Source organism: Marinospirillum insulare DSM 21763, from assembly GCF_000686905.1.
In the GTDB taxonomy this organism is placed as follows: Bacteria; Pseudomonadota; Gammaproteobacteria; order Pseudomonadales; family Halomonadaceae; genus Marinospirillum; species Marinospirillum insulare.
In genome coordinates, this window is the sequence record NZ_JMLW01000001.1 from 38,094 (window position 1) to 58,700 (window position 20,607).

Below are 20,607 nucleotides of genomic sequence, written 5' to 3' on the forward strand. Positions count from 1 at the left end.
GCATGCAAAGTAAAGAACCTCCTTAAAGACCTGTTTTTACAGGTCTTTTTTAATTGTAAGGCTTTATATGGCGAGCTTGTGAACTTTGTCATTGATAGCCTACTATCCTTAAACTTACAAGAAACCAATGATGGAATGACTGGGTCAATAACAGGTCGATTTATAGCTAACTAAAACCCCTCCACACCCATCTCTGCTAAAAAGCTTGTCTGCTTTTTAATTTCCGGATGGTTGAAAAATACTTGCAGGTCTTTAGCTCTTTTTATTCCCACACCCTTTCTTAGTTGCCACTTTTCTAGGCTTTTATTTGAAAGGTTTTGCCAATTAGTTATTTCGCCATTATCAAATAGCCCATTATTTCCAGCTGGTGGCATACCTAAAGCTATTAACCAGGTTTCTAAAGGTTGGCTAGCTGCCAGCTTAAAATTACGAACCAAAAGCCTGCTGCGCTTTATTCCTATGCCTTTCACTTTTTCAAGTTGTTCTTGGGTTAGGTTAATCCAGTTGGTTAAATCAACCAGTAAGCCAGCTTCAAGTAAAGCCTCCCAAGTTGATTCGCCTACACCCTGCATAGCTAAACCTTGTTTAGAGCTTAACCAAGTTAAACGAGCTAAATACTGTTGCTTGCAGCCAATTGGGTAGGGAGAGTTTTGTATATCACTTGCCTTTAAACAGCTTAGGAAGTGAAAAGTATTTTCTGGTGGGTGATTGGCTTTTATTCTGGGTAGGCTTCTAACCAGCACTTCTTTTAACTGTGGAATGGTTAAACCTGCCAGCTGAATCGTTACTAAATCACCTGTTTGTAGATCAAGTTGTTTAAGCTTATTTAAACTACCAAGGCTAGTGCGGCTAAGGGTGCGCTGGTCTAATTCAAAGGGTTCTAACTCTAAAATAGGTGTAATGCGCCCCGTGCGGCCAACTGTATAAACAATTTTACTTACACGGGTAACCGCTTGTTGTGCTGGGTGCTTCCAAGCAATCGCCCAATCGGGTGGTTTGGCTTGCCAGTTTTCTGCCTTGGGTCTTTCTTGCTGGCGAATAACCACGCCATCGGTCGCCATAAATAGCGGCTGGGTGTACCACTGATTTTGCCAATGCTTAACGTCATTCAAACTCTTAACGGGCTGGGTTAAGCCTTGGCTGCGGGTAAAACCCCAATCGGTTAGCTGCCTTACTTGTGCCTGCATAGTTAAATCGGAGTTAGGCCAATCCCAAATATAAATTTCGACTTGCTTAGCTTCTTCAAGGTTGGTTTGCTGGCGCTGCATAAAACCGGCAATTTGGCTGCGTGCGCCTTGGCTATCTTGCTTGGCTTGAATATGCTTTTCTAAACGCCACACCAGCTCACCTTGTAGAACAAGCTGCGGTAAATTGGTGTTTATTTGCTGGGGAATATTAGGTAATTTTTTTACTTTCTCTGTCCAATCTTCACCTAGCTCGCCATTCCCTCGGCTAATGGCTTGGGTTAGCTCCCCATTTAAGTAGACCAAGCTAACTGCAACCCCATCGGCTTTGGGCTGCACCCATAATTCTTTATGTTGGTGTAGAGCTAACCACTTGGCTAGTTCTTGGCTGGAATACACCTTGTTTAAGCCGGTTTGTACAAGAGGGTGCTTAACCTTGTGTGATTGCTGAGGGGTTAAGCTGGGTAGTTGTAGTTGAGGAAAACAGCTTTGTAAAGCCAGAAAACGTTTAAGAGTTTGGTCATAAACATCATCGTTTACTAAAGAAATGCCTTGTTCATAGTAGGCAAGGTTCCACTGGCTGAGTAGTTCAGTTAAGCTTTTAGCTTCTGCGGCTTGGGCTTGGCTAATAGTTTGTTGATGAGTAGAGCAGTCTGCAAAAGTGAGCGTTGAAAAAATTAAACTAGCTAAGACAAAGACTAAACTAATTAATTTGCTGGCTGGCATAGAAGTCCCTCTCTCTCACTTAGGTTTTTTTAGACTAAGCTGTTTTAGTTGCCTTCAATTTGCCGTAATGCACTCACCTTGACCTTGTGACAGATCAAGCTTAAATAGCTTTCTAGTCATGGCTTTCTAAGAAAGGAATTTTATGAACCTACTTGCAGCTTTGGCAGTTGCTGCTGGTGCTAGTTGTGGTGCTTTAGGGCGCTGGTGGCTTTCGTTACAGCTAAACACTAGCCTAGCTTTTATACCTTTGGGTACCTTGTTAGCCAATTTAATCGGTGGTTACTTTATTGGCTTGGCTTTAGCATTTTTTGCCCAAAACCCGAATTTATCACCCGAATGGCGCTTGTTTTTAGTCACGGGTTTGTTGGGCGGCTTAACCACCTTCTCTACTTTTTCTGCAGAAATATTTAGTCTGTTACAGCAAGGACGTTACATTTGGGCTTTGTTAGGTGTTGCGGGGCATTTGTTAGGTAGTTTGTTGATGACGGCTTTAGGTTTTTTTACTTACAGCAGCGTGAAAGGCTTTTTTTAACAAGCTTTATATTCAGATAAAAAAGCCGAGCACTTGGCTCGGCTTCAAAAAAGTAACCTAAGGGTAAATAAGTTACCTACTAGCCTTGGGCTTTTAGCTTCAGGCGGCTGCGGTGCAGAACAGGTTCGGTGTAGCCATTGGGTTGGGCTCTACCGTCAATCACCAATTCTAGGGCTGCTTGGAAAGCAACCGATGCATCGAAGTCTTTATGCATGGGTACATAAATAGGGTCAGCAGCGTTTTGCTCATCCACAACTTTTGCCATGCGTTTTAGGGTTTCAACCACTTGTTCTTGGCTGCAAATGCCGTGGTACAACCAGTTAGCAATGTGCTGGCTAGAAATACGCAAAGTCGCACGGTCTTCCATTAAGCCAATGTTGTTAATGTCGGGCACTTTAGAGCAACCTACACCTTGGTCTACCCAGCGCACTACATAGCCTAAAATACCTTGAGCGTTATTATCTAATTCCTGCTGAATTTCTTCCGCTGACCAGTTAGGGTCAGTTGCTACAGGAATAGTTAAAATATCATCTAGGTTGGCGCGTTCGCGTGATTTCAGCCTTTCTTGAACTTCAGCAACATTCACCTGGTGGTAATGCAGGGCGTGCAAAGTAGCAGCCGTTGGCGAAGGAACCCAAGCAGTATTTGCACCGGCTTTAGGGTGACCAATTTTTTGCTTCAACATTTCTGCCATTAAATCTGGCATAGCCCACATACCCTTACCAATTTGGGCGCGGCCTTTTAAGCCAGTGCTTAGGCCAATGTCCACGTTCCACTGCTCGTAGGCTTGAATCCAGCTAGAGGTTTTCATATCGCCTTTACGAATCATCGGGCCAGCTTCCATGGAGGTGTGCATTTCATCGCCAGTACGGTCTAAGAAACCCGTATTAATGAAAGCAACTCGGTCTTTAGCAGCACGAATACAAGCTTTTAGGTTAACCGTAGTACGACGCTCTTCATCCATAATGCCCATTTTCAGGGTGAAGCGTTCAAGGCCAAGCAGGTCTTCAACCTTGCCAAATAGCTCATCGGCAAACTCAACTTCTTCTGGACCGTGCATTTTAGGTTTAACTATGTACATGCTGCCAGTGCGTGAGTTGGTTAGTTGGTTTTTGCCCAGCAAATCATGCTTAGCGATAAGAGCCGTTACCGCACAGTCCATAATGCCTTCAGGAATTTCAGAACCATCTTTAAGCAGAATGGCAGGGTTGGTCATTAAATGACCTACATTACGAATAAACATTAATGAACGACCGGGTAGCGTGAAGCTTTCACCGTTGGTGTTGGTGTAGTCACGGTCGCTATTCATAGTACGGGTAAAGGTTTTACCACCTTTAGATACAGGCTCTTCTAGATTGCCCTGCATTAAACCTAACCAGTTACTGTAAGCAAGGGTTTTATCTTCAGCATCAACCGCTGCTACCGAGTCTTCACAGTCCATAATGGTGGTTAAAGCGGCTTCCATTAATACGTCTTTAACACCGGCTGCATCAACCTGACCTATGTGATGGTTAGGGTCGATTTGAATTTCTAAGTGCATACCATTGTTTTCTAAAAGTACGCCTGAGGGTTGGTTAGCTTCGCCCGTGAAACCTTTTAACTGAGCAGCATTTTTAAGCCCAGTGGTGCTACCATCTTTTAAGCTAACCGCTAGCTTGCCTTCAACAACTGCATAACCTGTGGCTTCTTTATGGCTAGAGCCTTCGAGTGGAGCGCTTTGGTCTAAAAAGTCACGTGCAAAAGCAATAACTCTTTCGCCACGTACTGGGTTATAACCTGGGCCTTTATCGGCACCATTATCTTCGGGTAGTGCGTCGGTGCCGTAAAGGGCATCATACAAACTACCCCAACGCGCATTCACAGCGTTAAGAGCAAAACGAGCGTTAGTAATGGGTACAACTAATTGTGGGCCAGCTTGAAGGGCTATTTCTGTATCCACTTTGGCAGTGCTGGCTTGGAAGTCTTCGCCTTCAGCTTCTAAGTAACCAATTTCAGTTAAAAAAGCTTTGTAAGCTGTAAAATCAAACTTACCTTTATTGGCTTGGTGCCAAGCGTCAATTTTGGCTTGTAGCGCATCACGTTTTTGTAAAAGAGCAAGGTTTTTAGGAGCCAGCTCGTGAACTAGGGTGTCTAGTCCGGCCCAAAAAGCGTCACTTGTAATTCCGCTACCTGGAATGGCTTGTTCATTAATAAAGTTATAAAGCGTTGTGGCGACTTGAAGTCCGCCGGTTTGAACGCGATCAGTCATGTTAAATCGCCTCTTGGCTGGTTGAGTTAAATAATAATTAAAACCTGTAAACTTGCTAAAAGTTAGTGCTAACGCACTGTTTTATGTAGTAAATTTACAGAGTTGTTTAATTCAGTAATTAAAAGAAGATACAGTAATTTAGTCGGAAATACACCCTGCCTTTAGGTGAAGGGCTGCTGTAAAATTTTAACAAAAATACTAAGGAGGGCTGGATGCTGTGTGCTGAATTTAAAGTAAGGCTAAGGCTTTGGCCAAATAGTTTTGCAGATGCACCTTGGTTGGATAACCTACCTGAAGACTATGCTGCCTATTTAAACTTTTATCAGTTAGCCCATAAAAAAGACCAAAGTGGAATGGGAAAAGCACGAGCGGGGTGGATAATACTGGGTAAGGAAAGAGTATGGGCGCAAGCTTTTTTACCCGTAGCTAGTAAGGCTAGCAATAAAGAGATTAAAGAAGCAGAGGGCACTTTAGTGCACCTGCATGGTTATTATGACCATGGTGCCAGTTATCCTTCTTTACAGCGCTGGGTATTAAAAAATAACCTTAGTTATTTAACAGTAGACTTGCCTGGGCATGGTTTATCGAGTGGTGAGCGAGCGAGTATTGAGAGTTTTGATGATTACCAGCTTGTATTGTCTTCTTTGATAAAGGTGTTGGAAGAAGAAAAATTTCCTCGCCCTTGGATAATTAGTGGTTTTTCAACAGGTGGAGCTATTGCAATTGAGCAGCAGTTAACAGAAAGCAACTTTGATTTCATGTTATTGTTCGCGCCATTAGTTAGGCCGGTTGCTTGGCAAGAAACGTTAGTTAAGTACTTGTGGCTGCCCAGTTTGTTTATAAAAAATTTACCCAGAAAGTTTACTGCTAATTCAAATGACCTTGAGTTTTTAAAGTTTGCTAAGCAACAAGATTGTCTGCAGCCTAAGCAGCTTCCTCTAGCTTGGATTAGAGCGCTAGGGTGCTGGATTAAATTGATAGAAAGCACTCAACCCTCAGATGTGAATGCTTTAATTATTCAAGGTGATGCAGATTTAACGGTAGACTGGCAATATAACTTGGGTGTGTTACATAGGCTTTTGCCTCAAGCTGTCACGCAAGTAATAGAAGGTGGTGCGCATCAATTACTAAATGAGGGTGCAGTACAACGCTCTCAAGTTTTTGAATGCCTAGATAGTTGGCTAACTAAAATTAAAGAAAAGGAATAATGATGAATAAATTATGGGTTACCTTAGCCTTAGCTGGCGCTGTTCTTGTAGGTGGCTGTGCAAGTCTAGATCCAGTACAGCAAGAAAAAATTAGAGTTTATGAAGAGCAAAAGAAACGTGAAAGCATAGATAGATCACAAAGAGAATCAGACTCAGGTGGTCGAAGATTAGATAAAGCTATAAAAAACTAGCTGTTATAAAAGAATCTAAGGGAAGTAAAAATAGTGAAAATGAAGCTGCTAAAATATTTTTTAACCTGCACATTACTTATGTTGGTGGTGGGGTGTGCTAGTCATTCAAATAAAATGGAAGATGCCAAAACACTGATACGTTATGGCGAGTACTCTGCAGCCGCAGCAGAAATGAATGAGTTATTAAATGCGGAGCGTAACAAGCTCTTAAAAGAAGTTGAGTTAGGGGTGCTTAATCAGCTTAAGGGAGATTATCTTGCTAGTTTAGAGCATCTAGAGGTAGCAGACAGACTAGCTGATGAGCTTTATACAGTTAGCTTTGCAGATTTAGCTACTCGGGCTTCCACTAACGCTACCTTTACCACCTATCGCGGCAATATAGTTGAGCGGGTGTATATCAACTACTTTAAAATGCTGAATTATTTTTATTTAGCAGAACAGGCTACTTCTCAGCAAGAAACACAAGCATTGTTAGACTCTGCGCGAGTTGAAGCTCGACGAGCTATGATCTTATTAGATGAAAATGTGTTTAAAGTAGGTGACTATGCGCTAGCCAAAGAAGAAAAAGAGTCTGCTTTATATAAGTTGCAGCGAGTGTTTGCAGCAGTAAATGGCAGTGTTGTAAACCCAAAAGAGCTAGTTTTTAGAGACAATGCTTTTAGCCATTACTTAATTGGCACTCTATTTGAAAAAATGGGAGAGCGAGATTCTGCAAGAGTTAGTTATGAACGATCTGCCAAGCTATATGAGCAAGGCTATGTTAAGCAGTATCAGCTAGATAAGCACACTGCTTCTCAAGCTTGGTTTGATACAGCTCGCATGTTGAAAGCTACAGGCGATAGACGTTGGAATAAAGTTGCTAAAGATAAGCTTAGCTCAAATCAGCGCAATGAACTAAACCAGTCAGCAAAAGGCCAAGGTCAGCTAGTAGTAATACAAGAAGTGGATATGATTGCGCCGCGAGGAGAGCTTAACCTTTGGGTTTTAATTCAAAATAATCGTTTAGTTATTCGTCCAATCGTTACAGGCACACCTAAAGAGCAAGCTTATCAACTCGCTTGGTTTTATTACCTATATGCAGATAAGGGACTGTTAGGTGTCATTGAAAGAATTAGCGCTGAAGATTACCTAGGGCTACTAACTGCTAGTCATGAAAAAAAGCTGCCTATTCCAGGTGTGTTACGCTCTACCTTGGAATCGATAGGTCTTCTAGAAGCAATGAGTAGCACTGGTATACGTTTAAGTGTTCCTCTGCTCTACTACGAAGAACTACCTGTTAAAAAAAGCTATTTAACAATAAATGGAAAAAACCTTGGTAACTTGCATCTAGCCGATAATATTTCTGGTTTGGCTATGGCTCAACATTTGGTTGCAGCCCAAGCAGAGTTAACTAACGCTATGGCTATAGAAGCACTGCGTTTATCTCTATGCATGCAAACTGGAGCGCCTGCGCCACTTTGTGCTTTAGCAGCAGGTGCCAGTACTTCGGCAGATACTCGGTCTTGGTTGTCTCTACCTTATGAGATACGTACCTTACGTACCCAGCTGCCCGCAGGTGACCACCAGATAAAACTAACAAGTGATGTGGCTGGTTATCAAATAGAACAAAAACAGAGTGTGAAAATTGAAGCAGGCAAGGTTCATTTGGTTCGTTTACGAACCTTTGCTGTAGACCCAAGCCAGCCAATACCAGACAAGGTAAAGAAGGTACGTAAAAATAATGGTTTTGAGTTAACAAACACCAAGTAAACTGACATGGCTATTAATAATGGAGAAGAAAATGAAAAAAAATAATTTAGTAATTAAGTTAGCAATACTACTAATAAGTTTAGCTAGCTTAGCATTAACTGGCTGTGGTGGTACAAATGTACAGCGCCTAGATGCCGCAGAAGAAGTAGCTTTAACAGATCGCTGGAATGCTACTGACTCTCGTTTAGTATCTGAAGAAATGATTGATGATATGTTGTCTTTTCCTTGGGTCAGTCGTTGGGCAGAAGCTAATCCTAACCGTAACCGCCAACCTACAGTGATCGTTATGGGGGTTCGTAACCGCTCACACGAACATATTGCTGTAGATACTTTTATTAATGATCTGCGTCGTGCGATGATTCGCTCTGGCCGTGTAGATTTTGTTGCGGGTGGTGATGTTAGAGATGCTTTGCGTGAAGAGCGCAAAGATCAAGAGTTTAATGCTACGGCAGATACTGCCGCCCAGTTAGCAGCAGAGCATGGTGCTAATTTTGCTTTGTCAGGCTCGATTGATTCTTGGGTAGATCAGCTAGATGGTACACGAGTAACCAACTATCAAATCGATCTTACACTGTTAGATATTCAAACAGGTAGGCAGGTTTGGATGGGGCAGAAGAAGCTTCAAAAACAACAGAAACGTAGTAAGTTCGGGTTTTAAGCAATGTTGAATAAACCTTATTATTTCTTAACTGGTTTGCTCTTGCTCTCCTTAAGTTTAGTTGGTTGCAGTGGAAAACAACCTAAAACATCGCAGGTAGCTGCTGGAAATAAGCAGTCAATTTCTATTCAGCCAGAGTGGGTGCATAATCCGCCTAGGCGTGCTGGTTATGCTTATGGTGTTGCTAGCTCAGAAATTTACGGGTCAGAAGCTAGAGCACTAGAAACCGCCAAAGACAAAGCCAAAGCGGATTTGCTGGCTAGTATTCGTGTAGAAATTAGCAGTTCAACCGACTATAGCAAAAATGCTACCATGCAATTTCAAGGTGACATGACGCTTCAAGAAAACCTCAATCAAAAAATTAGTAGTAAAACCCCAGCTGTGGAATTAAGCGGTATAAAAACTACTGAGACTTGGGTTAATGAACAGGGAAAAGAAACTTGGGCGTTAGCAGAGCTAGATACACAAGCTGCAGCAAGGCAGTTGCTAACCGAATTAGCACAACTAGAAGAGCGTCTTCTAAAAAGAGGCGCTCTGCCTGATGCTAATAAACTAGATAGAGTTCGCTATCTAAAACCAAGTTTGCAAGAGTTGGTTGAGAGGCAGCAATTGTTGCAGCAACTAACTTTTTTGGGTGCAGCTACACAGGCTGATGCAGCAAGAAAACAGAAAGTAGAGCAGCTCGAAGTTGAAATTGCTAAATTAATGGCTAGTTTAAGTATTCAACTACAAGCAGTAACAAGTGAAGCGAAAGCTTTAACACCTCTGCTGGCTAGTGCTTTAACTGACCTAGGATTTAATTTAGTTAATAGTCAACCAGACTTACGTTTGGTTCTAGAGCTAAAAACTAGTCAAGTTAAGCGTGGTAATGGTTTAGTTTATGTTGATGCGAGTTCTAGTGGTAAAATAAATACGGCTAAAAACCGTACGTTACATGTTATTAATGCTTCTACTCGTGCAGTATCATCTGAGGCCAGTGTAGCAAATAATAAAGCAGTAACTGAATTAGCAGAAAAGCTAGCTGATTCTTTAATTGAAAGCTTGTACCAAAATCTTTAATTACTTAAAACTTGTGAAGGAACGATGATGAAAAAAAACATTCTATCTCTATCAGCTTTAACGCTAACTTTTGCTGTAATGACTGGTTGTGGCGGTAAAGAGGTTGTAGAGCAGCAACCAGTGCAACCAACCTTTGTAGAACATTGTGAATATGCACCAGGTATTCAAGCCCCTGAGTGGTATTGTAATCCTAGTATTGAAGGTGGTATGGCTGCAATAGGTGAAGCTAAGCCTAATGTAGCAAATGATAATAATATGCAGCGCACTATGGCTATGGCTAATGCTCGTGATGCTTTAGCGCGTCAAACACAAGTAAAGGTGCAAAACTTATTAACTAACTGGTCACGTGCCACAGGTGCTGGTGAAGACCAAACTTACGAAGCCAACTTTGAAAATATTTCTCGACAGGTTTCTAAGCAAACACTTGAAGGAAGTCGCCAGCTAAAGCGCTGGGTTGCTCCTGACCGCACTTTAATCTTGTTAGTAGGTGTTGAAGATTCAGCTTCAATTAAAAATGGTTTAAAGACCAGCTTAAAAAATGAGGAAGCTCTTTGGCAACAGTTCCAAAGCAAGCAATCTTTGGAAGAGCTAGATAAACAAATGGATGCAGAGTTTGATTAAGCCTCCAAACTGGGCAGCTTTAGCTGCCCAATTTTTATTCTCTGGTGTTTCTACAAATAATTTTTAAAAGATATAGGTGTGCAACAAATGGATAGAAGACGTTTTTTACAAGGATTGAGTGTGACGGCAGCATTTTTACCTTTAAATCCAATTTTTGCAGCATCACCTAGTTTTGAAGATTATAAAAAGCAGCAGAATGATGGCTTTGCTAATTACAAAGCTGAATTAGAAAAGGATTTTGCTGCCTACCAAAAAGCTATAGATGAAGAGTTTAAGCAGTTTAAAGGCCAAGTGAAAAAAGTTTGGGGTGATGAAAATATCGGCTCCTCAACAGTTTACGTTAAATATTCAGACGACCTGAAAACCAGAACCATAATTGATTATGAAAAAGGGACCATGACGGTAGAGGTGGTAGCGGATAAAAACGCTACGGGCATGGGTTCTAAAGTTCGTCAGGAGATGATTGAAACAGCTGGCACTAGAGTTAGTGATGCTTATAAAAGTGATCCGCTACTTCAGAGAGTTGAAAAGCGTGTAGATAGCAGTGTCACTCACCAAGAAAAAGCTAGAGTTAGTAATGAGTTTGTTGTGGGTGATGTATTAACTGGAAAAGCTAATCCCACCAAGCAGGAGGTTCAAGAGTCGGTTGTTAAGGCAGCCACTGAAACAGGTAAAGGTAGTAAGCGTGATGCAGCCCAAGCGGGTGCAGCAGTTTTTGCTTTTAGTATTCCTTTAAGTCGTGTACGAATAAGCAATAAGTATGAACAGTTTATGCCAGCTGTTAAAAAATACTCAGCAAAAGAAAAAATTGATCCAGCCTTAGTGTTAGCTATCATGCACTCTGAAAGTGCTTTTAATCCTATGGCTAAGTCGCATATTCCAGCTTATGGTTTAATGCAGATAGTACCTAGGTCAGCAGGTAAAGATGCCTCAGAAAAGGTGTATGGCAAGCAGCGCTTATTATCAGCTTCTTATCTTTATAACAGTGATAATTGTATAAAAATGGGCTGTGCTTATTTGAATATTCTTTACTATCGTTATTTATCTAAAATAGAAAACCCTGAAAGCCGTACCTACTGTGTTATTGCAGCCTACAATACGGGTGCAGGAAACGTAGCTAAAGCTTTTGGTGCAGGAACCAACATTACGCGAGCGGCAGGCACTATCAATAGAATGTCGCCACAACAGGTTTTTAACAAGCTGGTTAGTGATTTGCCTTATGCTGAGACACAGAACTATATGAAAAAAGTAACACCTAGATACAAGGCTTATCAAACAGAAGTTTAGCTAGCTGTGTACAAACAAGTAACAAAAAAACCGCAGACTTATTAAAGCTGCGGTTTTTTATTACAGAAGTTAAGGCTTAGAACAAAACACGGCTGCGTACAGTACCCTTAACATTCTTTAAAGCTTCTAATGCTTGCTGGCTGTACTCACGGTCAACATCCACTACTACATAACCAACTTTTTCGTTAGTTTGTAAATATTGGCTGCTCACATTAATGCCGTTTTCAGATAGCACACGGTTCACTTCTGAAAGCACACCCGGAATATTTTCATGGATATGCAATAAGCGGTGTTTGCCTGGGTGGGCAGGTAAAGCAACTTCAGGGAAGTTAACCGCAAAAGTAGTTGTGCCATTATCACTGTAGCGAATCAGCTTTTCAGAGACTTCTTTACCTATGTTTTCTTGTGCTTCTAAAGTAGAGCCGCCTATGTGTGGTGTTAAAATAACATTGTCTAGGTCACGCAAGGGGCTAACAAATTCATCATCGTTACTGCGTGGTTCAACAGGGAAAACATCTATTGCTGCACCAGCAAGGTGGCCAGATTTTAATACGTCGGCTAGGTCTTCGATAACCACTACTGAGCCGCGTGAAGCGTTAATTAAATGTGCGCCTGCTTTCATCTTGCCTAGCTGTTCAGCGGCAATCATCCATTTAGTGGAATTCAGTTCAGGCACATGCAAAGAGACCACGTCTGACTGAGCCAGTAGCTCGTCTAGGGTATCAACCTGATGCGCATTACCCATGGCTAGCTTAGTCACTACATCATAGTAAATAACCTTTAACCCTAAAGCTTCAGCTAAGACAGACAACTGAGAACCTATATTGCCGTAACCAACGATGCCTAGTGTTTTACCACGTACTTCATAGCTACCTTCGGCAGACTTTATCCAGCCACCTTTATGGCACTCACGGCTTTTATGGGGAATGCCGCGCATTAGCATAATCATTTCACCTAGCACTAACTCAGCTACAGAGCGGGTGTTAGAGTAGGGCGCATTAAATACTGGAATACCACGAATTAAAGCTGAATAAAGTTCTACTTGGTTGGTACCAATACAGAAGCAGCCGACTGCCACTAGTTTTTTAGCTGCAGCAAAAACCTCTTCTGTTAACTGAGTACGAGAGCGAATCCCGACAAAGTAAGCATCTTCAATGGCTGTGAGTAAATCTGCTTCCGATAAAGATTTAGGGTGATACTCTATGTTGGTGTAGCCACTAGCTTTGAAGTTATCAACAGCCGTCTGGTGAACGCCTTCAAGCAGCAGAATTTTAATCTTGCTTTTGTCGAGTGAGGTTTTAGGCATGAGAGGTCAGTGTCCTGATATAAGAGGTAGTACTAAGGTGGAAAAAATGCGGGCAGGCAAGCCAGCCTTAACGCAGCTATGTTACCATATCAAGATCAATATGCAGCCCCCAGAGACAGATTCCCTAGGTGAATTTGACGCAAGTTTAAACTGCGATAGTTTCAATTGAGATAGTTTCAACCTAAGATTTAATTATTACCTTATAAAGAGCCGCCAAGATGACACCCGAGCAAATTAAACAAACCCTTGAAGCCTTAATTGGAAAAGATAGAGTTCGCCTAGATGGTGAAGCGCTCGATATTTATGGCCGAGATTGGACAAAAATTCATTCGCCTAAGCCACGTGCCATTGCTTTTCCTCGTACTACAGAAGACGTACAAAAAATAGTTCAGTTTGCTAACCAAAACCAAGTGGCTATTGTGCCTTCAGGTGGTCGCACAGGTTTGTCTGCTGGTGCGGTAGCTTCCAATAATGAATTAGTTCTTGTGATGGATTACATGAATCAAGTCGTCGACTTTAATCCTATTGACCGTAGTGTGACGGTTCAAGGCGGCATGATAACTGAGCAGCTTCAGGCTTTTGCTGAGGAGCAAGGCTTGTACTACCCAGTCGACTTTGCTTCAGCCGGCTCTAGCCAAATTGGTGGCAATATATCCACTAATGCCGGTGGCATTAAAGTAATAAAATATGGCATGACGCGTGACTGGGTGCTGGGTTTAACCGTAGTCACCGGTAAAGGTGAAATTTTAAACCTGAATAAAGGCTTAATTAAAAATAATACTGGCTACGACTTACGCCACTTATTTATTGGCGCAGAAGGCACCTTAGGTATTATTACAGAAGCAACCATTAAGCTCACTCGTACACCCAAAGACTTAACCGTCATGGTGTTAGGTGTGCCAAGTATGTCAGCGGTTATGGAAGTGCTAAAAACCTTCCAAAATACGATGGACTTAACTGCTTTTGAATTTTTCTCAGAAAATGCACTGGCCAAAGTAACGGCTCACCATCAATTGCAACGCCCCTTTGAAACAGCAACGCCTTATTATGCTCTGCTAGAGTTTGAAGCTGAAAACGAAGGTGTTATGGACACTGCCATGCAGCTATTTGAAGAGTGCATGGAAAATGCTTGGGTAGAAGATGGTGTGATTAGCCAGAATGAAACCCAGCTACAAAACTTATGGAGTTTGCGTGAGTTTATTTCTGAAACCATTAGCCACGAAACGCCCTATAAAAATGACCTATCAGTGATTGTCTCTAAAGTGCCTGAATTCTTACAGGCGGTCGATACCTTTGTGGAAGAGACTTATCCGGGTTTTGAGATAGTCTGGTTTGGTCATATAGGTGATGGTAATTTGCACCTTAATATCCTAAAACCTAAAGACCTAGATCAAGCAGAGTTTTTTGAAAAATGCCATCAGGTTAGTGCCAAGGTGTTTGCTATAACGCAAGCCTTTGGTGGAAGTGTTTCGGCAGAACATGGTGTCGGTCTGGTGAAAAAAGACTTCTTACATTTTAGTCGCAGCCCAGAAGAAATCCTTTATATGCAAGCCATTAAAAATGCATTTGATCCAAACAAGATAATGAACCCAGGCAAAATGCTAGACAGCTAAAGGAAGTTTTCCCTTGAATACAGAACCGCCTAACTTTGAAGAACTCATGCAACAATTAGAAACGCTGGTTGCGAGCATGGAATCGGGTGAGCTGAGTTTAGAAGACTCCTTACAAGCTTATGAAAAGGGTGTGCGTTTAACTCGCCTTTGCCAACAGCAGCTAACCCAAGCAGAACAGCGTGTATTAAGCCTGCAAGAACAAAAAGGCCAAGCCCATTTTGAGCCGCTTAACCTCAAGCCTGAAGCAGGAAACATTTGATGCAGCTAGAAGAGTTAACTAGGCTTTATGCAACCCGTGTTAATGCTGCACTAGACCAACTACTGACAGAAACGGCAGGCCCTAGTGAGCTACTTAAACAAGCCTTAGACTACAGCCTGCTTAACGGTGGTAAGCGTTTAAGGCCCTTATTGGTTTATGCAACAGGGCAAGCCTTAGGGGTAAGCTTAGCTGAGTGTGATCGTCCAGCCATGGCTGTTGAGTTAATTCATGCTTACTCCTTAGTGCATGATGATTTACCCGCAATGGATGATGACGACTTACGGCGAGGTCGGCCCACCTGCCACAAAGCCTTCGATGAAGCCACCGCTATTCTAGTGGGCGATGCTTTACAAACCCTAGCATTTGAAGCCCTTGCAGACGAGCAGCAGCCTTCCGCTTTGGCCATGGTAAAAACCCTAGCCCAAGCTAGTGGCACACAAGGCATGGTGGCTGGACAAATGTTAGATTTACAAGGTGAAGGTCAACAATTAAGCCTAGAAGAGCTAGAGCGTTTACATAGCCATAAAACAGGTGCGCTGATTCGAGCTGCGGTGCGCCTAGGTGGTTTAGCTGCTGGCGCTAATGCAGTTACACTCACTACCCTAGACACCTACGCTAAAGCTTTAGGTTTGGCATTTCAGGTGCAAGATGATCTGCTAGATGTGAAAGGTGATGAGACTACGCTAGGCAAGAAAACTGGTTCAGATGCCCTGCTCCACAAAGCGACCTACCCAGGCTTATTGGGTGTAGAAGGTGCAGAGCAAAAAGCACAAGAATTAGTTAAGCAGGCCTGCGCTAGTCTGAATAATTTATCAGGTGAATGGAGCAGTTTAGTTGCTTTAGCTAACTGGTCGATTAACCGTAATTTTTAATGAGCAATTTATTTCATGTTTGATGCCCTGCCCAAACAAGCACCCCCAACACCTTTGTTAGATGCCCTTAGGCAAACAGCAGATTTAAAAGCCTTATCAGAAAGGCAGTTGCTTTTGTTAGTGCGTGAAGTGCGTGCCTGGTTGTTATGGAGTGTTAGCCAAACAGGAGGCCATTTTGGTGCAGGCTTAGGTGTTGTCGAATTAACGGTTGCGCTCCACGCAGTATTTGACACCCCAGATGATCGGCTTGTTTGGGATGTGGGTCATCAAGCCTACCCGCACAAAATTTTAACCGGTCGTAAAGACTCGCTCTTAACCATTCGCCAAAAAAATGGCGTGGCAGCTTTTCCTAAGCGCAGTGAATCTGATTACGACGCTTTTGGTGTAGGTCATTCAAGCACCTCCATTAGTGCCGCTTTGGGCATGGCGCTAGCAGCTAAAGCACAAGGCAATAAGCGCCGCAGCGTTGCTGTAATAGGTGATGGAGCCTTAACTGCGGGTATGGCATTTGAAGCCCTAGCCCATGCAGGTCACCTTCAGCCAGATTTACTGGTTATTTTGAATGACAACGAAATGTCTATTTCAGAAAGCGTGGGCGGTATGGCAACCTACCTAGCTAGGCTGTTGGTCAGTGAACCTTTTAATCATTTAAGGGAAGGCAGTCGTCGAGTGCTTTCTAAACTGCCCTTAGCTTGGGAATTAGCCCTTAAAACAGAAGAACAGGTAAAGTCATTTATTAGCCCCAGTTCCTTGTTTGAAGAGTTAGGCTTTAATTATATTGGCCCAGTAGATGGCCATGATTTACCCGAGCTAATCAACACCCTTAAAAGCTTAAAGCATTTAAAAGGCCCACAGTTTCTGCATTTGGTCACTAAAAAAGGCAAGGGCTTTATTCCCGCCGAAGCTGATCCCATTGGTTATCACGCACTAAGTAAGTTAGAAAAACCTACTGCAGAACAAGCCCCCACAATTAAAAAACCCAGCTACTCCAATGTGTTTGGGCAGTGGCTATGCGATACAGCCGCGGTGGATAAACGCTTATTAGGTATTACGCCGGCGATGCGTGAAGGTTCAGATTTAGTTAAGTTCTCGCGTGAATACCCTGAAAGGTATTTTGATGTTGCTATAGCAGAGCAACATGCTGTTACCCTGGCAGCAGGCATGGCTTGTGAAGGCATGAAGCCAGTGGTGGCTATCTACTCTACTTTTTTACAAAGAGCCTACGATCAGCTGATACACGATGTGGCAGTGCAAGACTTAGATGTGCTTTTTGCTATCGATCGTGCAGGTGTAGTGGGTGAAGATGGGCCTACTCACCATGGCACCTTAGATATTTCATTTTTACGCTGTGTACCGTCCATGCTTATTATGGCTCCAGCAGATGAAAATGAATGCCGCCAAATGTTGACCACTGGCTATCAATATAAAGGCCCAGCAGCAGTGCGTTACCCACGCGGTAAAGGGCCGGGCGTTTTAATTGAAGAAAACTTAACTAGCTTGCCTATAGGTAAAGCCGAACTAAGGCGCAAAGCAGGCAGCACCAAGGGTAAAAAAGTTGCCCTACTTGCCTTGGGTAGCCTAGTAGCTACAGCGGCAGAAGTAGCAGAAAAAATCGATGCTACGCTAGTTAATCTACGCTTTGTAAAACCCTTAGATGAACAACTACTACTAGAAGTGGCCGCAGACCATGATTTATTAGTTACCCTAGAAGAAAATGTGTTGATGGGTGGGGTAGGCAGTGCTATTAATGAATTTTATGCCAGCCAAAATTTACAGCCAAAGTTACTTAACTTAGGTTTGCCTGATGCTTGGGTCGACCAAGGTTCGCAGCAAGAACTCTTAGCCGACTGGGGGTTAGATACCCAAGGTGTATTAACAGCAATTCAGCAACGCTTGGCATAAGTCATAGGTTTAAGGAATTAAAAACACTTTCCTTGATTATTTTAATTAATGCACCATACTTTTTGAATTAAATTCTTAATTAAAACCAGCAGGTAAAAGCCTATGACGCTAACGGAACTTAAGTATATTGTTACGCTGGAACAAGAAAGGCATTTTGGACGCGCAGCAGAGCGGTGTTTTGTTAGCCAACCAACGCTAAGTGTTGCAGTAAAAAAACTAGAAGAAGAACTGGGTGTTGCACTATTTGAGCGTAGTAAAAGTGCAGTTCAGCTTACACCCATCGGCGAAAAAATAATTGAACAAGCTCACAAGGTACTTGAGCAAACGTCTGTTATTAAAGAAATGGCTCAAGAAGGAAAAAACCAGCTGACTTCACCTTTGCGTCTAGGTGCTATTTACACTATCGGTCCTTACCTTTTTCCCCACCTTATACCCACGCTACAAACCTTAACGCCTGAAATGCCGCTTTATATAGAAGAAAGCTACACGGCAGTGTTGCGACGTAAGCTGCGTTCAGGTGAATTAGATGCCATTATTATTGCCTTGCCCTTTACCGAGGCTGATGTAGTAACGCGTGAACTTTATAGCGAACCTTTTGAAGTGCTGCTACCTAAAAGCCATGCTTGGGCAAAAAGAAAAGAAATTCCCATTAGCGACCTACCTAGTGAAAAACTATTAATGCTAGGAGAAGGACACTGCTTTAGAGATCAAGTGATAGAAGCCTGCCCCGCGCTAGAAATTAATATGAAAGACCCGCGCCAAGGCTTAATTGCTGAAGGTGGTTCTTTAGAAACCATACGCCACATGGTTGCCTCAGGTTTAGGTATTACTGTATTACCCTACTCAGCCATAGGTATGAACCAGTACGCGCCCGATGTTTTAGTCAGTCGCCCTTTTGCTGACCCTGTGCCTTCAAGAAGGGTTGCTTTAGCTTGGCGAGCTAGCTTTCCACGCCCTAAAGCTATTGAAGCTTTAGTACAGGCAGTGGCACAGCTAAAATTGGTATAACATCATGTCGGCCCTGCTGCAAAACCTAGCCTTAACCGAGTTAAAAGGTGTTGGCAAAGCCCTTGAAGAAAAGCTTCAGCGCTTAGGTATTCAAGATATGCAGGGGCTATTATTCCATTTACCTTTACGTTATGAAGACCGCACCAAGGTAAGCAGCTTAGCTAGTCTTAGAGTTGGCAGCACTGCGGTAGTGGAAGGTGAAGTGGTGTCTAGCCAAGTACACCTTGGGAGAAGACGCAGCCTGTTAGTTCGTATTCGTGATGCTACAGGCTTGTTAGGTTTAAGGTTTTTTCATTTTTCAGCCGCCATGAAAAGACAACTAGAGCCAGGTAATCAGCTGCGTTGCTATGGTGAAGCAAGGCCTGGTGCTACGGGGTTAGAAATATACCACCCAGAATTTAAAGTTTTAAATCAAAACCTTGCAGTACCAGAATTAGAGCAACGTCTCACCCCCGTTTACCCCATTACCGAAGGTTTTCAACAGCAAAGATTAAGACAGTTGGTTGAACAAGCGCTCAGCTATTTAGCTAGCCACCCACCTACAGAGCTATTGCCTTTAGCCATTCAACAAGAGCAAGCCTTCCCTCACTTAGCCGATGCACTCTATTACCTGCATCAACCGCCTGCCGATGCAGACTTAGCCTTATTAGAAAGCGGCTTGCACCCAGCTCAAAGACGCTTAGCTTTAGAAGAATTGTTAGCCCAACAATTAGGCATGTTACTTTTACGCCAACAAAGCCGATCACAAGCTGCTTGCCCGCTTTTACCTTATGAAGTGGCTAGCGACACCTCATTAGAAGAACGCTTTTTGGCTAGCTTGCCTTTTAAACCCACCAAGGCACAAGAGCGAGTAACGGCAGAAATTTTTTATGATTTGCAACTTGCTCATCCCATGTTGCGCCTAGTGCAGGGTGATGTGGGTTCGGGTAAAACCCTAGTGGCAGCAAGGGCCTGTTTAAGAGCCATTACCTCAGGCTACCAAGCTGCCTTTATGGCACCCACAGAGCTTTTAGCAGAGCAGCATTTTCAAAACCTTAAACACTGGTTTGAGCCACTGGGGTTAAATGTAGGCTGGTTAACCGGGCGTATGAAAGGCAAGGCACGCGAAGAAGTTTTAGCTCGTTTAGCGGCAGGAGAAATCCATCTGCTAACTGGTACACATGCGCTTTTTCAAGAAGGTGTCAACTTCCAAAGTTTGGCGCTGGTGGTGGTTGATGAGCAGCACCGTTTTGGTGTGCATCAGCGTTTAGCCCTGCGTGATAAAGGCGTCAAGGGAGAGTTTTTACCACATCAACTGGTTATGACAGCAACGCCGATTCCGCGCACCCTAGCCATGAGTGCTTATGCTGATTTAGATATTTCCGTTATTGATGAACTACCCCCAGGTCGACAGCCAGTTACCACTTTGGTGCTGCCCGATACACGCCGCAATGAAGTTGTCGAAAGAGTGCGCCATGCCTGTTTAGAAGGACGGCAAGCCTATTGGGTATGCACCTTAATAGAAGAATCAGAAGCTTTAGAGTGCCAAGCAGCCGAAGTCACTGCTGAAGAACTGCGCCAAGCCTTGCCTGAATTAAAAGTCGGCCTAGTGCATGGCCGTTTAAAAGCTGCCGAAAAAGCGGCAGTAATGGAGACTTTTAAGCAGGGTGAATACCAGCTATTAGTCGCAACCACAGTGATAGAGGTGGGTGTTGATGTACCTAACGCCAGCCTAATGATTATCGACAATGCCGAGCGTTTAGGTTTGGCGCAGCTGCACCAGTTGCGTGGCAGGGTAGGTCGTGGTTCAACCGCCAGCTTTTGTGTTTTAGTTTATCATCCGCCACTGTCTGCTCATGGGCGGGAGCGTTTACAAGTGATGCGTGAAACCAATGATGGTTTTATAGTGGCGCAAAAAGATTTAGAAATTCGTGGGCCGGGTGAGTTGTTGGGCACAAGGCAAACGGGTGAAATAGAGTTGCGTATAGCCGACCTAAAGCGTGACACAGATCTGCTGGCTAACTTAAAACCCCAAGCCCAAAAGTTGCTAGAAGAAACACCAGAAATAGCCCAGCAGTTATTGGCTCGTTGGCGAGGTGATAAGGTGCGTTTTGCACAGGTATAGCCAGTGGAATAGTCGACTTTTAACCAGTTAGCCTTTACTCTATGCCTAGTTATTTTATCAAGTTTTATTAGTGATTTTTA

Annotated in this window: 17 protein-coding genes; 14 read left to right on the plus strand and 3 right to left on the minus strand. The window is 43.1% G+C overall.

Going from position 1 to position 20,607, the window contains the following annotated elements; translation table 11 throughout:
• Window positions 1-170 precede the first annotated feature (170 nt).
• Window positions 171-1,910, minus strand: a complete 1,740-nt coding sequence (gene ligB / locus BP27_RS0100250; RefSeq protein ID WP_027849828.1) for an NAD-dependent DNA ligase LigB — start codon at window positions 1,908-1,910, stop codon at window positions 171-173.
• A 142-nt stretch (window positions 1,911-2,052) separates the two neighbouring features.
• Between ligB and crcB the strand changes: the two genes are divergently transcribed.
• The gene (gene crcB / locus BP27_RS0100255; RefSeq protein WP_027849829.1) at window positions 2,053-2,442 is read left to right on the plus strand and encodes a fluoride efflux transporter CrcB; all 390 of its coding nucleotides are present in this window, start codon (window positions 2,053-2,055) and stop codon (window positions 2,440-2,442) included.
• 79 nt (window positions 2,443-2,521) lie between these two features.
• Here the strand turns inward: crcB and BP27_RS0100260 are convergent, their stop codons facing one another.
• The gene (locus tag BP27_RS0100260) at window positions 2,522-4,690 is read right to left on the minus strand and encodes a malate synthase G (protein WP_027849830.1); all 2,169 of its coding nucleotides are present in this window, start codon (window positions 4,688-4,690) and stop codon (window positions 2,522-2,524) included.
• A 212-nt stretch (window positions 4,691-4,902) separates the two neighbouring features.
• Here BP27_RS0100260 and BP27_RS16575 point away from each other — a divergent pair, with 212 nt between their 5' ends.
• From BP27_RS16575 to BP27_RS14685, 7 genes are all read left to right on the plus strand, one after another.
• Window positions 4,903-5,898 (plus strand): alpha/beta hydrolase, encoded by a 996-nt coding sequence (locus tag BP27_RS16575; RefSeq protein ID WP_051610035.1) that lies wholly within the window; start codon window positions 4,903-4,905, stop codon window positions 5,896-5,898.
• Window positions 5,898-6,089 carry a hypothetical protein gene (locus BP27_RS0100270; protein WP_211251261.1) on the plus strand — a complete coding sequence of 64 codons (192 nt, stop codon included), beginning with the start codon at window positions 5,898-5,900 and terminating at the stop codon, window positions 6,087-6,089. The genes BP27_RS16575 and BP27_RS0100270 overlap by 1 nt, the downstream gene beginning before the upstream one ends.
• Before the next feature lie 39 nt (window positions 6,090-6,128).
• Entirely contained in the window at window positions 6,129-7,838 is a 1,710-nt protein-coding gene (locus BP27_RS0100275) for a COG3014 family protein (protein WP_211251262.1), read from the plus strand.
• A gap of 31 nt (window positions 7,839-7,869) precedes the next feature.
• Window positions 7,870-8,496, plus strand: a complete 627-nt coding sequence (locus BP27_RS0100280) for a penicillin-binding protein activator LpoB (protein WP_027849833.1) — start codon at window positions 7,870-7,872, stop codon at window positions 8,494-8,496.
• Between the two features lie 3 nt (window positions 8,497-8,499).
• Window positions 8,500-9,555, plus strand: coding sequence for an LPP20 family lipoprotein (locus tag BP27_RS0100285; RefSeq protein WP_027849834.1), 1,056 nt, complete (start codon window positions 8,500-8,502; stop codon window positions 9,553-9,555).
• A 27-nt stretch (window positions 9,556-9,582) separates the two neighbouring features.
• A complete protein-coding gene (locus tag BP27_RS0100290; protein ID WP_027849835.1) occupies window positions 9,583-10,176 on the plus strand; it encodes an LPP20 family lipoprotein in 594 nt (197 codons plus the stop codon).
• A gap of 87 nt (window positions 10,177-10,263) precedes the next feature.
• Window positions 10,264-11,463 (plus strand): murein transglycosylase domain-containing protein, encoded by a 1,200-nt coding sequence (locus BP27_RS14685; RefSeq protein ID WP_051610037.1) that lies wholly within the window; start codon window positions 10,264-10,266, stop codon window positions 11,461-11,463.
• A 76-nt stretch (window positions 11,464-11,539) separates the two neighbouring features.
• Here the strand turns inward: BP27_RS14685 and serA are convergent, their stop codons facing one another.
• A complete protein-coding gene (serA, locus tag BP27_RS0100300) occupies window positions 11,540-12,769 on the minus strand; it encodes a phosphoglycerate dehydrogenase (RefSeq protein WP_027849836.1) in 1,230 nt (409 codons plus the stop codon).
• A 218-nt stretch (window positions 12,770-12,987) separates the two neighbouring features.
• On the opposite strand from serA, the gene BP27_RS0100310 reads away from it, so the two are divergent.
• From BP27_RS0100310 to recG, 6 genes are all read left to right on the plus strand, one after another.
• The gene (locus BP27_RS0100310) at window positions 12,988-14,382 is read left to right on the plus strand and encodes an FAD-binding oxidoreductase (RefSeq protein ID WP_027849837.1); all 1,395 of its coding nucleotides are present in this window, start codon (window positions 12,988-12,990) and stop codon (window positions 14,380-14,382) included.
• Window positions 14,383-14,395: 13 nt separating this feature from the next.
• Entirely contained in the window at window positions 14,396-14,641 is a 246-nt protein-coding gene (locus BP27_RS0100315; protein ID WP_027849838.1) for an exodeoxyribonuclease VII small subunit, read from the plus strand.
• Entirely contained in the window at window positions 14,641-15,513 is an 873-nt protein-coding gene (ispA, locus tag BP27_RS0100320; protein WP_027849839.1) for a (2E,6E)-farnesyl diphosphate synthase, read from the plus strand. Before BP27_RS0100315 ends, ispA begins: the two co-directional genes overlap by 1 nt.
• 15 nt (window positions 15,514-15,528) lie before the next feature.
• The gene (gene dxs / locus BP27_RS0100325) at window positions 15,529-17,415 is read left to right on the plus strand and encodes a 1-deoxy-D-xylulose-5-phosphate synthase (RefSeq protein ID WP_036238918.1); all 1,887 of its coding nucleotides are present in this window, start codon (window positions 15,529-15,531) and stop codon (window positions 17,413-17,415) included.
• A gap of 102 nt (window positions 17,416-17,517) precedes the next feature.
• A complete protein-coding gene (locus tag BP27_RS0100330; protein ID WP_027849841.1) occupies window positions 17,518-18,423 on the plus strand; it encodes a hydrogen peroxide-inducible genes activator in 906 nt (301 codons plus the stop codon).
• Window positions 18,424-18,427: 4 nt separating this feature from the next.
• Window positions 18,428-20,527: an ATP-dependent DNA helicase RecG gene (gene recG, locus BP27_RS0100335; RefSeq protein ID WP_027849842.1), complete on the plus strand. Its 2,100-nt coding sequence runs from the start codon at window positions 18,428-18,430 to the stop codon at window positions 20,525-20,527.
• Window positions 20,528-20,607 lie beyond the last annotated feature (80 nt).

Bases quoted from the DNA above. Each gene is read 5' to 3' on its own strand.
- ispA (WP_027849839.1), top strand. From the start codon at position 14,641: ATGCAGCTAGAAGAGTTAACTAGGCTTTATGCAACCCGTGTTAATGCT.
- BP27_RS0100280 (WP_027849833.1), top strand. From the start codon at position 7,870: ATGAAAAAAAATAATTTAGTAATTAAGTTAGCAATACTACTAATAAGT.
- BP27_RS14685 (WP_051610037.1), top strand. From the start codon at position 10,264: ATGGATAGAAGACGTTTTTTACAAGGATTGAGTGTGACGGCAGCATTT.
- crcB (WP_027849829.1), top strand. From the start codon at position 2,053: ATGAACCTACTTGCAGCTTTGGCAGTTGCTGCTGGTGCTAGTTGTGGT.
- serA (WP_027849836.1), bottom strand. From the start codon at position 12,769: ATGCCTAAAACCTCACTCGACAAAAGCAAGATTAAAATTCTGCTGCTT.
- dxs (WP_036238918.1), top strand. From the start codon at position 15,529: ATGTTTGATGCCCTGCCCAAACAAGCACCCCCAACACCTTTGTTAGAT.
- ligB (WP_027849828.1), bottom strand. From the start codon at position 1,910: ATGCCAGCCAGCAAATTAATTAGTTTAGTCTTTGTCTTAGCTAGTTTA.
- BP27_RS0100310 (WP_027849837.1), top strand. From the start codon at position 12,988: ATGACACCCGAGCAAATTAAACAAACCCTTGAAGCCTTAATTGGAAAA.
- BP27_RS0100270 (WP_211251261.1), top strand. From the start codon at position 5,898: ATGATGAATAAATTATGGGTTACCTTAGCCTTAGCTGGCGCTGTTCTT.
- BP27_RS0100330 (WP_027849841.1), top strand. From the start codon at position 17,518: ATGACGCTAACGGAACTTAAGTATATTGTTACGCTGGAACAAGAAAGG.
- BP27_RS0100285 (WP_027849834.1), top strand. From the start codon at position 8,500: ATGTTGAATAAACCTTATTATTTCTTAACTGGTTTGCTCTTGCTCTCC.
- BP27_RS16575 (WP_051610035.1), top strand. From the start codon at position 4,903: ATGCTGTGTGCTGAATTTAAAGTAAGGCTAAGGCTTTGGCCAAATAGT.
- BP27_RS0100290 (WP_027849835.1), top strand. From the start codon at position 9,583: ATGAAAAAAAACATTCTATCTCTATCAGCTTTAACGCTAACTTTTGCT.
- BP27_RS0100275 (WP_211251262.1), top strand. From the start codon at position 6,129: ATGAAGCTGCTAAAATATTTTTTAACCTGCACATTACTTATGTTGGTG.
- BP27_RS0100260 (WP_027849830.1), bottom strand. From the start codon at position 4,690: ATGACTGATCGCGTTCAAACCGGCGGACTTCAAGTCGCCACAACGCTT.
- recG (WP_027849842.1), top strand. From the start codon at position 18,428: ATGTCGGCCCTGCTGCAAAACCTAGCCTTAACCGAGTTAAAAGGTGTT.